Source organism: Streptomyces sp. NPDC002896 (assembly GCF_040295225.1).
Classification (GTDB): domain Bacteria; phylum Actinomycetota; class Actinomycetes; order Streptomycetales; family Streptomycetaceae; genus Streptomyces.
Map to the genome: position 1 here is coordinate 443,780 of NZ_JBEOVA010000003.1, position 14,711 is coordinate 458,490.

The 14,711-nt window shown below is 71.6% G+C and carries 10 protein-coding genes and 1 pseudogene; 10 read left to right on the forward strand and 1 reads right to left on the reverse strand.

Annotated elements, in window-relative coordinates:
* The first annotated feature begins 115 nt into the window (after positions 1–115).
* The 5 genes and pseudogenes from ABT009_RS06660 to ABT009_RS06680 all read left to right on the forward strand — a co-directional run bounded on the left by ABT009_RS06660 (position 116) and on the right by ABT009_RS06680 (position 8,135).
* Complete coding sequence (locus tag ABT009_RS06660; protein WP_351290242.1) at positions 116–1,648, forward strand: DUF4331 domain-containing protein; 1,533 nt, start codon at positions 116–118, stop codon at positions 1,646–1,648.
* 105 nt (positions 1,649–1,753) lie between these two features.
* Positions 1,754–3,163, forward strand: a pseudogene (locus ABT009_RS06665) (tetratricopeptide repeat protein); the annotation flags it as partial.
* Positions 3,164–3,279: 116 nt separating this feature from the next.
* Positions 3,280–5,064 carry a nickel transporter gene (locus tag ABT009_RS06670; protein ID WP_351290246.1) on the forward strand — a complete coding sequence of 595 codons (1,785 nt, stop codon included), beginning with the start codon at positions 3,280–3,282 and terminating at the stop codon, positions 5,062–5,064.
* 44 nt (positions 5,065–5,108) lie between these two features.
* Entirely contained in the window at positions 5,109–6,812 is a 1,704-nt protein-coding gene (locus tag ABT009_RS06675; RefSeq protein WP_351290248.1) for a serine/threonine-protein kinase, read from the forward strand.
* A gap of 51 nt (positions 6,813–6,863) precedes the next feature.
* Positions 6,864–8,135: an outer membrane protein assembly factor BamB family protein gene (locus tag ABT009_RS06680; protein WP_351290250.1), complete on the forward strand. Its 1,272-nt coding sequence runs from the start codon at positions 6,864–6,866 to the stop codon at positions 8,133–8,135.
* 128 nt (positions 8,136–8,263) lie between these two features.
* On the opposite strand, the gene ABT009_RS06685 is transcribed toward ABT009_RS06680, so the two are convergent.
* Entirely contained in the window at positions 8,264–9,073 is an 810-nt protein-coding gene (locus ABT009_RS06685) for an SGNH/GDSL hydrolase family protein (protein ID WP_351290252.1), read from the reverse strand.
* Positions 9,074–9,376: 303 nt separating this feature from the next.
* Here ABT009_RS06685 and ABT009_RS06690 point away from each other — a divergent pair, with 303 nt between their 5' ends.
* From ABT009_RS06690 to ABT009_RS06710, 5 genes are all read left to right on the forward strand, one after another.
* Positions 9,377–10,588: a S8 family peptidase gene (locus tag ABT009_RS06690; RefSeq protein ID WP_351290254.1), complete on the forward strand. Its 1,212-nt coding sequence runs from the start codon at positions 9,377–9,379 to the stop codon at positions 10,586–10,588.
* Between the two features lie 160 nt (positions 10,589–10,748).
* Positions 10,749–11,165 carry a hypothetical protein gene (locus ABT009_RS06695; RefSeq protein WP_351290256.1) on the forward strand — a complete coding sequence of 139 codons (417 nt, stop codon included), beginning with the start codon at positions 10,749–10,751 and terminating at the stop codon, positions 11,163–11,165.
* A 1-nt stretch (position 11,166) separates the two neighbouring features.
* Positions 11,167–12,261, forward strand: coding sequence for a GNAT family N-acetyltransferase (locus tag ABT009_RS06700; protein WP_351290258.1), 1,095 nt, complete (start codon positions 11,167–11,169; stop codon positions 12,259–12,261).
* Positions 12,262–12,680: 419 nt separating this feature from the next.
* On the forward strand, positions 12,681–13,595 hold the full coding sequence (locus tag ABT009_RS06705) for a glycosyltransferase family 2 protein (protein ID WP_351290260.1): 915 nt from the start codon (positions 12,681–12,683) through the stop codon (positions 13,593–13,595).
* Positions 13,592–14,659, forward strand: a complete 1,068-nt coding sequence (locus ABT009_RS06710) for a glycosyltransferase family 2 protein (protein ID WP_351290262.1) — start codon at positions 13,592–13,594, stop codon at positions 14,657–14,659. The genes ABT009_RS06705 and ABT009_RS06710 overlap by 4 nt, the downstream gene beginning before the upstream one ends.
* Positions 14,660–14,711 lie beyond the last annotated feature (52 nt).

Below are 14,711 nucleotides of genomic sequence, written 5' to 3' on the forward strand. Positions count from 1 at the left end.
CCCCGCCGACCGCTCCGAATGGCGTGCATCAGGCAACGGACACGGCGCGTGCCGGCGGGCCCCTCCCCACGAGGGCCCCGCCGGGGACACCGCCCGGGACGTGAGGACGGACGGCATGACAGCTTTCGCCAGGAGCGGCGTGGGGCGCAGGAGTCTTGCGGCCCTCGTGTGCGGTGCGCTGGCCGCGGGGGGACTCGTGGCCGCCGGCGTGACCGCGCTCGAACTGGAGGCGGCCCGCGCCTCCAGCCACCGGGAGGCCCCGCTGATCTCGGGGCAGCCGCAGTACGACAACACGGACCTGTACGCGTTCGTGAGCCCCGACCACCCCGACACGACGACGATCGTGGCCAACTGGATCCCCTTCGAGGAGCCGGCGGGCGGGCCGAACTTCTACCAGTTCGCGGAGGACGCCCAGTACGACATCCACATCGACAGCGACGGGGACGCACAGGGCGATCTGCTGTACCGGTGGACGTTCAGGACCCATGTGAAGAACGGCAACACCTTCCTGTACAACACCGGGCCCGTCGAGAGCCTGGACGACCCGGACCTCAACGTCACGCAGACGTACGACATCGACCTGCTGCAGCTGCACCAGCAGAAGCTCGTCTCGAAGACGAAGCTCGCCGACGACGTGCCGGTCGCGCCGTCCAACGTCGGCAAGGCGTCGATGCCCGACTACCAGAAGCTGCGCGACCGGGCCGTGCGGGAACTCACCGGCGGCGCCAAGGCGTTCGCGGGCCAGGCCGACGACCCGTTCTTCCTGGATCTTCGGGTGTTCGACCTGCTGTACGGCGGTGATCTGTCGGAGGTCGGCCGGGACACGCTGAAGGGCTACAACGTCAACACCGTGGCCCTGCAGCTGCCGAGCAAGTGGATCCGGCAGTCCGACGAGCAGCCGGTCGTCGGGATCTGGTCCACGACGCAGCGCAAGAACGCCCAGGGGCACTGGACGCAGGTGTCGCGGCTCGGCATGCCGCTGGTCAACGAGGTCGTCGTTCCGCAGAAGGCCAAGGACAGGTTCAACGCGTCCTCGCCGTGGAACGACGCGCAGTTCCTGCCGTTCGTGACCAAGCCCGAGCTGCCCAAGCTCATCGAGGCCATCTACAAGATCAAGGCTCCGGCCGAGCCGCGGAACGACCTGGTCGACGTCTTCCTGAAGGGCGTGCAGGGCCTCAACCAGCCGCCGAACGTCCGCCCGGCGGAGGCACTGCGGCTCAACACCTCGATCCAGCCCACCGCGCAGCCCAAGCGGCTCGGGGTGCTCGACGGCGACAACGCGGGATTCCCCAACGGGCGCCGGCTCACCGACGACGTCATCGACATCTCGCTGCAGGTCGTCGAGGGCGAGCTGGTCGGGCAGAAGAACGACCTGGGCGACGCGGTCGACGCGAACGACAAGAAGTTCGGCTCGTCCTTCCCGTACGTCGCCAATCCGACCGCGGGCTCGCGGGGCAAGACGGCCAAGCCGGCCGGCGGTACGAACGGCGATGTGCGTACCCAGCTGGGCGCCGGCCCCGCGGGCACGTCCGGCGCATCGGACGACACGCTGCTCGTGGTCTCGGCGGCCTCGGCCGGGGCGGGGTTCCTGCTGATCGGTACGGGCCTGCTGTGGTGGCGCAGGCGGCAGCGGAACCGCGGCTTCTGACGCCGCACACATGTGCCGCGGCGCGGCCCGCGCTTCCTGTCCCCCACGCCCCGCGGGCCGCGCCGCTCCACCGACCCGACTAATGACCAGCCCTGACCGCATACGGACGAAGGAGGGGGCATGCCCCCGCGCAGTACGCCCCACGGAGGGGAAACCGAACGCGCCGGTACCGCCCGGCGACGAGCGGGACGCCTGGCGGCCTGTGCCGCCGCACTGGCCGTCGCGTTCACCGCGGGCGCCGTCGTTCTGGGCACCGGGTCCGGCGATCCGGCGACGACGGCGTCCGTGCCCGCGACGGCGCCGCAGCTGCTCGCCGGCGGTGACCTGACGGCACAGATCAGCGGTGACCTGACGGCACGGATCTCGGCGCTCCAGTCCCATCTGCGCGCCCAGCCCAAGGACTTCACGTCCTGGGCCACGCTCGGCGTCGCGTACGTGGAGCAGGCACGGACCGAAGGCGACCCGTCCCGTTATCCGCAGGCCGAGCGGGCCCTGGACCGCTCGCTGTCCCTGCGGCCCGGCAACGACCCGGCGCTCGCGGGCCGCGCCGCCCTGGCGGCCGCCCGGCACGACTTCCGCGGCGCCCTGCGCCACGCCGAGCGGGCACTCGCCGAGAACCCGTACAACGAGCGTGCGCTGTCGTCGCGTATCGACGCCCTCGTCGAACTCGGCCGCTACGACAAGGCCCTGCGCGACGCCGACGAGGCGGACGCGCGGCGGCCGGGCATCCCGGTTTTCACGCGGTACGCGTACGTGCAGGAGCTGCGCGGCGACGTACCGGCGGCGCGGCGCGTCCTTCGGCGCGCGCTCGCCTCGGCGACGGCGCCCGGTGACGTGGCGTACGTGGCGACGGCGCTGGCGCGGCTCGCCTGGCAGCAGGGCGAGTACGGGACCGCGCTGAAGCACTTCGCGCGAGCGCTGGGCGCCGACCCCGCGTACGTCCCGGCGCTGGAGGGTCGCGCGCGGGCACAGGCGGCGGGCGGCGAGACGGCGGAGGCGATCCGGGGCCTGGAGCAGGTCGTGGCCCGGTATCCGCTGCCCGGCCCGCTCGTGGAGCTGGGCGAGCTGTACGAGGCCGAGGGCGAGCAGGGCAAGGCCCGTGAGCAGTACGACCTGATCGACGCCTGGACCGGGCTCGCGCGCGCGAACGGCGTCAACGCGGACCTGGACACCGCGCTGGCGGCCGCCGACCACGGCGACCGGAAGGCGGCGCTGCGTGCGGCCCGCGCCGAGTGGTCGCGCCGCCACACGGTCCACACGGCCGACGCCCTCGCCTGGGCCCTGCACGTCAACGGCCGCGACAAGGAGGCCCTCCCGTACGCCCGGCGGGCGGCGTCCACCGGCTTCCGCGACGCGACGTTCCTGTACCACCGCGGCCTGATCGAACACGCCACGGGCGACACGGCAGCGGCCCGCCGCTCACTCGAGTCCGCCCTGCGGCTCAACCCCGGCTTTTCGCCCGTGGGTTCGCGGGTGGCACGGGAGATGCTGGCGGGACTCGGGGGTGCGAGGTGAACGCAGAGCGGACGCCGATAGCCCGCCGCAGGTCTGTGCCCACCCACCGGGCCGCACCAGGACACGCACCGGCGGGCGCTACCCGCGAGACCCGCACCTGTCCCACAGGGGGAACCGTGATCCGTCGTAATCCGCTCGCCGCCGGCGCGGCGCTGCTCGCGGCTGTAGCCGCACTCGTGCTGCTGTCCGCGCCGGGGGCCAGCGCCCATCCGCTGGGGAACTTCACCGTCAACCGGTACGACGGACTGGTCGCGGCACCTGACATGCTGCGGGTCGATCACGTCGAGGATCTCGCGGAGATCCCGGCCACGCAGGCCCAGCCGCGGATCAAGGAGCTGGGGATGGCGGGCTGGGCCCGCGAGCGATGCCGGGCGGCCGCCGACGAGAGCCGGGTCGAGGTGGGCGGGCATGCCGTCCGACTCGCCGTCGAGGCGAGCCACGCGCGCGTGCGGCCCGGCCAGGCCGGGCTCTCCACGCTCCGGCTGGAGTGCCGGCTCACTGCTCCCCTGCCGGAGGGGAGGGCCGCCACCGTCGGCTTCCGGGCGGCCGATGACGGTGGCCCGGGCTGGCGGGAGATCACGGCTCGCGGTGACCGCAGGACGCTCGCCCCGTCCGACGTGCCGGAGGGGTCGGTGTCCGGTCGGCTGACCCGTTATCCGCAGCGACTGCTGTCCTCGCCCCCGGACCGGACGTCCGCATCGCTGCGCGCCGTTCCCGGCGGCCCGGCGATCGCCGACGAGCGGGCCGCTCCGCCCACCCTCTCCGTACTGCCGCGCGGCGCGGACCGCTGGACGCAGGCTCTGACCGGCCTGGTCGCCCGGCACGACCTCACGCCCGCCTTCGCGGCCCTGGCTCTCGGCATCGCGGTCGTACTCGGCGCCATGCACGCCCTTGCCCCGGGCCACGGCAAAACCCTGATGGCCGCGACCGCGGCGGCCAGGGGCCGCGCCACCCTCCGTGACGTCCTCCCGCTCGCCGCCTCCGTGACGGTCACTCACACGCTCGGCGTGATCGTGCTCGGCCTCCTCATCGCCGCCGGCTCGGCCGCGGCCCCGTCGGTGATCTCGTGGCTGGGCGTGGCGAGCGGCGCCCTCGTCACGGTGGCGGGAGCGGGACTCCTGCGGAGGGCTTGGCGACAACGGGGGCATACGCATGCGCACGGCCACGCACATGACCACTCACATGACCACTCACACGGCCACGCGCATCCCCACGGACACATGCCCGCGAGCCCGCAGCGCCCCTCGCACGATCACGAGACCGCGCACGCACGCGCTCGCGAGCATCCACTCGCGGACAGCTGGACGGACGGCGACACCGCTGCAGCAGCGGAGTCCGACCCGCGTACGCGTGCCGGTTCAAGTCCGCACGCCCCCACGGGCGGACCCACCGAGTCGGGCGGACAGGCCCACGCACACCCATGCGCAGACGCGCACTCGCCCGCGCTCGGGCACGAGCGCACGGACGGGCACGCCCACCCGGACGGACACCCGCGAGCGGACCGACGCGCCGGCTCCGAAAAGGCGGACGCGGACGCCGGGGCCCCCACCCTCCGCGGCACCCTCTTCCTCGGCTTCGCCGGTGGCCTCGTGCCGAGTCCGTCCGCGGTCGTCGTGCTCGTCGGGGCGGCCGCGCTGGGGCAGGCGTGGTTCGGGTTTCTGCTCGTGCTGGCGTACGGCGCCGGGCTTGCCGTGACGCTCACGGCGGCCGGGTTCGCGGTGGTGCGGGTCGGGGGCCGGTTGGTGCAGGCGCTCGTCGACCGTCCCCACCGAAGGCGCGGACGTCTCGGCGGGCGCCTCTCGGCGGGCGTACGCCGCGTCGTCCCGCTCGGCTCGGCCTGCCTCGTGGTGGCGGTCGGCTGCGGATTGGTGCTGAAGGGGGCGGCAACGGCGCTCGGTTGAGCTACTTTTGTGGAGAATCGCACCACTGCGAATGGGGGGCGCCCGTGAGTGCACAGCCGGGCATCGACGGGGTGGGCGGGCCCCGGCGGATCGCGGGCCGCTACCGCCTTCTCGCGCCGCTGGGCGAGGGCGGCATGGGCACGGTGTGGCGGGCCCGCGACGAGGTCCTGGGCCGCGAAGTCGCGGTCAAGGAGGTACGCGCACCAGCGGGGCTCCCGGCAAGCGACGTCGACCGGCTGTACGCCCGGCTCGAGCGCGAGGCCTGGGCGGCCGCCCGTATCCCGCACCGCAACGTCGTGACGGTCTACGACGTGGCGACCGAAGAGGGCCGCCCCTGGATCGTGATGGAGCTGGTCCGCGGGCTCTCGCTCTCCGACGTGCTGGAGGCGGAGGGCCCCATGTCCCCGCGCCGCGCCGCGCAGGTGGGCGCCGAGGTGCTGGCCGCCCTGCGCGCCGCCCACGAGGCGGGGGTGCTCCACCGCGACGTCAAGCCCGGCAACGTACTGATCGCGAACGACGGGCGCATCGTGCTGACCGACTTCGGCATCGCGACAGTGGAGGGCAGTTCGGCGCTCACGATGACCGGGGAGGTCGTCGGGTCGCCCGAGTTCCTGGCCCCGGAGCGGGCGCTGGGGCGCCGGCCGGGGCCGGAGTCCGACCTGTGGTCGCTCGGCGTGCTGCTGTACGCGGCGGTGGAGGGCGTCTCGCCGTTCCGGCAGGACACCCCGCTGAGCACGCTGCGGGCGGTCGTGGACGACGAGTTGCCGCCGCCGCGCCGCGCGGGTCCGCTGGCGCCCGTCATCGAGGCGCTGCTGCGCAAGGATCCGGCGGAGCGCGTCTCCGCAGCCGCCGCCGAGCGCGATCTGCGGACCGTGGCCGCGGGCGGCACCCCGCGCGCGGGCGCGACGCAGTCGTCCGCGCTGTCATCGCTGCCGACGGCCACGGCGCTCCGGCAACCCGGCCCGGCGCCCACACCACCGCGCCCCGTCCCGGTTCCCGACGGATCATCCTCGTACGCCTCATCGCCCGCGAGCCCCGCGACGACGACCACGACGGCACCGGCACATCCACGCCGCACCGTCGTGGTGCTGGTCGCGGGCATGGTCGCCCTCGCCCTGGCCCTCGCAGGCCTCACCTACGCACTGGTCAACCGGGACGACTCAGGCGACGGCTCCGGGAACGGCAGCACCACGGCCGGAGGCGGCACGGGAGGAAACGACGGCGGCAGCGGCAACGGCGGAAACAGCAGTACGACCGGCGGCAGCACCACGGACGGCAGCAGCTCCGCAAGTCCGAGCAGCGGCTACACGAACGGAGGGTCCACAAACGGCGGGTCCACCAACGGCGGGTCCACGACCGGCGGCCACGGCGGTACGACGTCCCCGCCGGCCCAGTCCGTGAAGGTCACCGTCGCAGCCGTCCGCGGCAGCTACACCGGCACCTGCCCGCCGCCGGAGGCCGAGGCGCCCACGTTCACGGCCACGTTCACGGTGGGCCAGGTCCCGGCGGAGGTCGACTACCGCTGGGTCACCAAGACCGGCGAGTCGTCCGACCCGGGCTGGAAGACACTGTCGTTCCCCTCCGGCGGCGGAAAGACAAAGCAGGTGAACCACGTGGAGCTGACATACGAGGCGGACGGGACGTACCACAACGAGATCAGTGTGGAGGTCCGCAGCCCGGTGGAGACGCACTCCAACTCCGTGGCATTCTCGGTGACCTGCCAGACGGAGACCACTCCTGAGCAGTGAGTGCGAGTCCCGGATCACGGTGATCGGGCAGTCGGCCTGCGGGGGGCTGCTGTGCAACAGCTGGTGCGTCTACCGGGGAGTCCCGACCCGGCGGCGGCGCGCAAGGGACTGGTCTTCCTGGTGGTGGGGCTGGTCCTCGTCCTGCTGGGACAGCTGGTCGAGTGGTACCAGGAACGGGACGTGGTCACCGGCGCCCACGGCGCCCTCCCCACCGCGTTCGGCACCGCGGCTCCCTCCGCACCGTCCCACGTCACACGCCACTCCACGGGCGCCGAAGCCCTCGTCCACGGTCTGTCCATCGAGTCCACCAACTCCGGCGTACGGGTGCTGAACCTGCGTACGGAGAACGAGTACTGGCGCTACGAGCGGCGTGACGACGGGGCCGACATGCCCGTGGTCGCGGTGTCGGCCGGCACGGTGGTGGCCTGGTTCGGGGACGGGAGGCTCGTGGGCATCGACCTGCGCAGCGGGAAGGTGCGGTGGCGTACGGACTTCTCGCGCGACGGCTTCCAGAGTGTCCACCTGGGCGACGGCCAGGTCGTCGCCCAGAGCCCGGGCGGCGTGGCCGCCTTCTCGGAGCGTGACGGGAAGCAGCTGTGGACGCTCAAGGTCCCTCGCTCCTGCGCGCACCCCCTCCCCTGGGCCGTCCACGACCTGCCGGAGCATCTGACCGCCGTCGAGCTGGGCTGCAGGTCCTCTGACGGCGAGGACGTGGTGATCGGCGTCGACAACCGCACCGGCCGCGTGCTGTGGAAGCGCGCCGTCCAGCAAGAGCTTTTCAAGGCAGACGACGACACGCTGGTCGCCGTCGCCCCGGGCGCCCGGACCGGGAGGGGCAGACCGGCCACCGTCCAGGTACTGGACGTCGGCCGGAAGGGAGCCAGGCTGCGCGCCGAGTTCTCCAGCGACTCCTGGGCCCCGGACGACGCGGGGGACGGCGTCATCGTCTCGAGCACCGACCCCGAGGACCCGCTGAACGGCGACCCCACCGTCCTGACCGCCTACGACACGCAGTCCGGCAAGCGCGCTTGGGAGCACCCGGCTGCGTCGGGTCATGTGTTCGGCTTCTCCGAGATCGCCGACGGCCGGGTCTACGTCGTCCAGTTCCCGGCGGTCTCCGAAGGGGACAGGGGCCGCGTCCTCCATCCCGAGCTGCTCGTCCTGGACGCCCGCAGCGGGGACCTGCTGCACACGCTGCGGTTGCCGAAGATGACCGTTCCGCTCAACACGGACCTCGCCACATTCGTGGTCAACGCGGCCGCCGACGGCGTGATCAGCGTCAGTTGGCTCGAGGAGCGGCACGGCGTACTGCTTGTGACCTGAGCGCCACTCAGCCCGGACGGCGTCTTCTGCCACGTATCGCGGCACGCCCGGTCACCGCCGTCCACTGCGGCAACCGGGCTGCCTGCACCCGAGACCGGCAAACCAGTCGGGGGTACTGCTCGCGGAAATCAGGCCGCTGAGGTGAACACCGGCAGGTAACCGCTGGACTGTCCGGTGGCCGTCGGGTGGTACGACTCGCCGATGTTGACCCAGTTGACGCTGTGGAGCCACGCGCTGCCGGAGCAGATCTCGTGGCCCGCGAACGTCGTGTTGGCGTCGCCGAAGGTGAATCCGTGATCGACGGCCCGTTTCGCGATCACGCTGTTGAGATGGTCCGCGGCGTTGTTTATGGCGGACCGCTCCGTCTCGGAGAGGCCCGCCACGCAAGAGCCGTTGAGTCTGTAGAAGCGCGGATAGCCGAGCACCACGACGTGGGCGGCCGGGGCTCTGCCGCGGACGGCCGTGTAGACGTTGTCGAGGTTGCCGGGCAGCGTCGAGTCCATGTACGCCTCCGCGCGGGCGATGGCCGCGAGGCACGCGCTCTCGGACTGGAGCACACAGGTCGTCATGACGTCCGCGAAACCGGCGTCGTTGCCGCCGACAGTGATGCTGACGAGGCCCGTGCCGGAGCCGAGCGGGCCGAGCTGGTTCGCCACGACATCACTCGTACGAGCTCCGGAGCAGGCGGTGAAGGCGAACGTCGAGGGTGAATGGGCCGCTGCCCAGAGGACGGGGTACGCGCGCGTGCTGCGCTTGCAGGAGCCGGAGGAGCTGTCGTAGCTGCCGGCTCCGACACCGGAGGAGTAGGAGTCGCCGAGGGCCACATAGCCGGTGGCCGCCGCCAGTTGGGACGCGTTCGCCGTCGCGGCCCCGGTGAGGGTGCAGACGACGGCGAGGAATAACGAGGCAACATATGCCGCGGGTCGGGAACGTCTCATGAAACCTCCCTTAGCAGGATCTCTGCCTCAACCGTCATAGCACGCCACATAACTGACGGGTAGTGCTCATGACAAGAACTTTTGGCACAGACCCCCTCGCGACTGACGCGGTTTCAGTTTCACTCTCATGTCAGGGATATGACATTCACTCAAGACCCTTGATCTACGCCCGTAGAGCCGCCACGCTTGCTGATCGCCCGGGAACGGAACGCCCAGTTCCTGGGCACGTGTGCGATCCCGCACACCACCCCCACAGTTGCGCGCCCGCCGGGCGCGCACCGCCTAGAGGAGGACTCCCTCGTAATGGCACAGCAGCGCAGCAAGAAGAGGATCCGGATCGCCGCCGCGATCTCCGTCGCCACCGCCGCCACCCTGATCGGCGGAGTGACCGCTCTCCCCGCCCAGGCCGCTCCGGCCGAGGGCACCGTGCTCGCGGCCGGTTCGCCGGAGGCGATCCCGGGCAGCTACATCGTCACGCTGAAGAAGAGCGCGGGCCTGAAGGCCGCCTCGGCCACGGGCAAGGGCCTGATATCGAAGTACGGCGGCACTGTGAAGAAGACCTTCGGCACCGCGCTCAACGGCTACGCGGCCGGCCTCTCGGAGACCGAGGCGAAGAGACTCGCCGCCGACCCGGCGGTGGCCTCGGTCGAGCAGAACCAGCGCGTGCACGTCGACGCCACCCAGACCAGCGCCCCCTGGGGCCTGGACCGCATCGACCAGGCGGCCCTCCCGCTGTCCGGCACGTACACCTACCCGGACACGGCGGGCGCGGGCGTCACGGCGTACGTCATCGACACCGGCGTACGGATCACGCACTCGCAGATCAGCGGGCGGGCCTCGTACGGCTACGACGCCGTCGACGGCGACACCACCGCCTCGGACGGCAACGGCCACGGCACCCATGTGGCCACCACCATCGCGGGCTCCACGTACGGCGTGGCCAAGGCCGCGAAGATCGTGGCCGTCCGGGTGCTGGACGACTCCGGCTCCGGCACGACCGCGGGCGTCATCGCGGGCATCGACTGGGTGACCGCGAACCACAGCGGTCCCTCGGTCGCCAACATGTCGCTGGGCGGCGGCGCCAGCACCGCGCTGGACACGGCGGTGTCGAACTCCATCGCGAGCGGCGTGACCTACGCGGTGGCGGCCGGCAACAACGGCGCCAACGCCTCCGCGTACTCGCCCGCCCGTGTCTCCGCCGCCATCACCGTGGGCGCCACCAGCAGCACGGATGCCAAGGCCAGCTGGTCCAACTACGGCTCCCGCCTCGACCTCTTCGCGCCCGGCGTCTCCATCACGGCCGGCTGGAACACCAGCGACACGGCGACCAACACGATCTCGGGCACCTCGATGGCCACCCCGCACGTCGCGGGCGCAGCGGCCGTCTACCTGGCGGGCCACACCTCCGCCACGCCCGCACAGGTCGCCTCGGCCCTCGTGAACGGCGCCACCACCGGTGTGGTCACCAGCGCGGGCAGCGGCTCGCCGAACAGGCTGCTCAAGCTCGTCCAGTAGCCCAACTGCGCTCAGCTGTCAGTGAGTTCCCCGTGTTCCCCGGAGACGCACCGTGGTCTCCGGGGAACACCTGCTCCGTCCATTTCCCGTCTTGACGCGCCGCAGGGGACTGCGCGACATTGAAGCCCGGCATCCGGCGCTTCGGGGGGAAACGTCGCCAATGCAGACCATCGGTATGAAGCGCAGTGCCTGGGGGAGGCCGCGGCAGACTCAGGGGAGAGATCTGCTGCCGCTGCTCGCAGGCGTGGCCGTCGCCATCGGAGGAGTGGGCGCGGCTCTCGCACTCATCGACGTGGACGCGCCGCTGCGCGGCCCGTTCACGCTCTTCTTCCTTCTCGCGGCACCCGCAGCCGCCATCGGGACCGCTCTACGCGGTCTGGAACCGGCGGGCCGCGTCATCGCGTCGTCGGCAGGAGCGGTCGCGGTCAACCTGCTCGTGGCCCAGGCGATGCTCGCGGTGCACAGCTGGTCGGTCCGCGGCGGGATCGTGGCCGTCGCAGCGCTCAGTTCCCTGATCTTCCTGCTGGTTCTGGTACAGCGGTTGCGCGGGCGCCCGGCGGGAAGGCGGACTTCCTGACGTGGACATCAGCGTGTACCGCCCCGGCGAGCTGACCGCCGCCGACCGGGCGGCATGGACGGCCCTGCAGTCAAAGGCCCACTTCGACGGTTCGCCCGAGCTGGCCAACCCTTTCCTGTCTCCGGAGTTCGCGATCGCGGTGGGCCGGTGCCGGCGCGGGGTGCGTGTCGCGGTCGTCCGCGAGGACGGCGAGCCGGTGGCGTTCTTCCCGTTCCAGAGATCCGCCACCGGCGTCGGCCGCGCCGTGGGTCTCGGCGTCTCCGACTGCCAGGGTCTGGTGCACGGGCCCGGCTTCACCTGGGACGCACAGGAGCTGCTGCGGGCCTGCGGGCTCGCGGTGTGGGAGTTCGACCACCTGGTGGAGGGCCAGGCGCCGTTCGAGACGGCGGCCTCCGGCACCTTCCCCTCGCCCGTCATGGACATCGACCAGGGCTACGAGGCGTATCTGAGCCGGCTGCGGCAGCAGTCCCCGAAGTTCACGCGGACGACGCTCGCCAAGGAGCGCAAACTCGGCCGGGAGCATGAAGGCGTGCGATACGTGCACGACGAGCGCGACCCGGCTGCGCTGCGGGCGCTGATGGCCTGGAAGTCCGCGCAGTACCGCAGGACCGGGCGCAGCGACCGCTTCGCGCACGAATGGATCAACCGGCTCGTGCAGCATCTCTTCCACAGCCGTTCGGAGTCGTTCGCCGGCGTGCTGTCGGTGCTCTACGCCGACGGCCGGCCCGTCGCGGCGCACTTCGGGCTGCGCTCCGAGCGCGTCCTTGCGTGCTGGTTCCCGGCGTACGACCCGGCGTTCGCCAAGTACTCCCCCGGACTGATCCTGCATCTGCGGATGGCCGAGGCGGCCGCCGCCGACGGCATCGCGTATCTGGATCTGGGCCGGGGTCAGAAGGAGTACAAGGACTCCCTCAAGACGCGTGAGATCTCCGTGTCCGAGGGCTGGGTGGCGCGCCGTCACCCGGTGGCGGTCGGACACCGGGCGCGGCGCGCCCCCGTCCGGGCGCTGCGCAACGCCGTTCTCGCCCGGCCCGAACTCTTCGAGCCGGCTGATCGACTCCTCAAACGGATCGGGAAAATCCGCTCGAGGGACTGAGTAACAACAGGAATTCGGAATTCCGGACTCCAGATAAACCCGCGAAAATGCGGGACGAAAACAACAAAAACGTGAGACCTGGTTCCAGGTCTTGCCATACGGTGTCAATCATCAATACCGTCGTACATCCACCCGCATCGGTCCATCTTCAATGCGGCTCCAGGGGAGGGCTCAGGACCGCAGATGTCTCCGGCGCGGGGCGCGGTAGGGGGGTGCCGTGTCCGGTGACCAGTGATCACGGGTCTGCCGGGACGCGGGCCGCGCGACCGACCTTGCCAGTCGGCCAGTTTTGCCAGCTCACTCGGCCTGCACGAAGATCGATTTCGCCATGGCCGTAAGTGAGAACCCCCCTTTCGAACCGGGCACAGCACCGGACCGCCCAGGGGCGGGCGGTCCACCGGACGAGAGGGAACAGACTCATGAGTGCTTTTCTGCGCCCGGTGATACCGGGCGAAGATCCGCTGATCAAGCCGTCCACGAACGGCAGTAGCGCCGAGACGGCGACGGCGAGAATTCCGAGGCAGTACCGCCCGGTGTCCTCGCATCTCGCGATTGCACCGCCGGTGAGTGTGGTGATCCCCGCCATGAACGAGGCGGAGAATCTCCCGCACGTCTTCAAGACCCTTCCCGAATGGATCCACGAAGTCGTTCTGGTCGACGGCAATTCCACGGACAACACCGTGGAAGTCGCCCGTGAACTGTGGCCGGACGTCAAGGTCGTCAAGCAGCTCGGCAAGGGCAAGGGCGACGCTCTGATCACCGGCTTCGAGGCGTGCACGGGCGACATCATCGTGATGGTCGACGCGGACGGCTCGGCCGACGGCCAGGAGATCGTGTCGTACGTCTCCGCGCTGGTGTCCGGCGCCGACTTCGCCAAGGGCTCGCGGTTCGCCAACGGGGGCGGCACGGACGACATGACGCCGATCCGCAAGCTCGGCAACTGGGCGCTGTGCGCCGTCGTCAACGCCAAGTTCGGCGCCCGCTACACGGATCTGTGCTACGGCTACAACGCGTTCTGGCGGCACTGCCTCGACGAGATCGACCTCGACTGCACGGGCTTCGAGGTCGAGACCCTGATGAACATCCGGGTGGTCAAGGCCGGGCTCAAGGTGCAGGAGATCCCCAGCCACGAGTATCTCCGGATCCACGGCGCGAGCAATCTGCGCGCCGTACGGGACGGGCTGCGCGTGCTCAAGGTGATCCTCAAGGAGCGTTCCAACCGGCGTGCGCTGCGGCGCCGTGCGCATGCGCTGCGGCTCAAGGCCAGACTCAACACCGGGACCGGCACCGGGATCGACTCGGGGCTCAACTCCGCCCGGGGTGAGGCGTCTTGAGCACGTACGGCCTTCAGGAGGGCGGGGGCCGGGAGCGCGGCGGCGCGGAGAGCCGCGCCGCCGCCCTCCCCACCGTCTCCGTCGTCATCTGCGTCTACACCGAGGACCGCTGGGAGGACATCCTCGCGGCGGTCGCCTCGGTGCGGGCGCAGTCGCTGCCGGCCCTGGAGACGCTGCTGGTGGTGGACCACAACCCGCCGCTGCTCGAGCGCCTGACGAAGGAGTACAAGGAGACCGACGGGGTCCGTGTTCTGGCGAACGCGGGCCCCCGCGGCCTGTCCGCCGGCCGCAACACCGGCATCGCGGCCTCCAGCGGCGAGGTCATCGCCTTCCTCGACGACGACGCCGTCGCGGAGCGCGACTGGCTGCGCCACTTCGCCGCCGGATACGAGGACCCGCGGGTCATGGCTGTCGGCGGCCGCACCATGCCCATCTGGGCGTCAGGACGTCGGCCGGCCTGGTTCCCCGAGGAGTTCGACTGGGTCGTCGGCTGTACGTACAGGGGGCTGCCGCCGGGCCGGGTCCCGGTACGCAACGTACTGGGCGGGAACGCGTCGTTCCGGCGGACGGCGTTCGACGCGGCGGGCGGTTTCGCCACCGGCATCGGCCGCGACGGCGACAAGCGGCCGCTGGGCTGCGAGGAGACCGAGCTGTGCATCCGGCTCAGCCGCGCCAGGCCCGACGCGGTCCTGCTGATCGACGACCGCGCGGTGATCCACCATCGGGTACCGGCCGGCCGCGAGCAGTTCCGCTACTTCCGGACCCGCACGTACGCCGAGGGCCTGTCCAAGGCCCTGGTGGCCCGCAGTGTCGGCGCCGGCAAGGGCCTCGAGTCGGAACGCCGCTACACCACGCGCGTCCTGCCCGCCGGAGTCGCCCGCGGCCTGCGCGACGCCCTGCTGGCCCGCCCCGGCGGAGCGGGCCGCGCGGGCGCCATCGTGGCCGGAGTGGCGGCCGCGGCCGGTGGGTACGTACTCGGCAGCGTCCGTGCGCGCAGGGGTGGCGCCACGTTCTCCGTCGCGGAGATCGGGGGGAGCACGGACAGCGAGGGGGCGGGGATATGAGCAGGGGATCCGTGCCGGGTCATGCGCGTCAGGGGGGCGCATGGTGGGTGCG

What these genes read in the sequence shown, in the direction of transcription:
- ABT009_RS06690 (WP_351290254.1), top strand. Translation starts at nt 9,377, where the DNA reads ATGGCACAGCAGCGCAGCAAGAAGAGGATCCGGATCGCCGCCGCGATC.
- ABT009_RS06685 (WP_351290252.1), bottom strand. Translation starts at nt 9,073, where the DNA reads ATGAGACGTTCCCGACCCGCGGCATATGTTGCCTCGTTATTCCTCGCC.
- ABT009_RS06705 (WP_351290260.1), top strand. Translation starts at nt 12,681, where the DNA reads ATGAGTGCTTTTCTGCGCCCGGTGATACCGGGCGAAGATCCGCTGATC.
- ABT009_RS06695 (WP_351290256.1), top strand. Translation starts at nt 10,749, where the DNA reads ATGCAGACCATCGGTATGAAGCGCAGTGCCTGGGGGAGGCCGCGGCAG.
- ABT009_RS06660 (WP_351290242.1), top strand. Translation starts at nt 116, where the DNA reads ATGACAGCTTTCGCCAGGAGCGGCGTGGGGCGCAGGAGTCTTGCGGCC.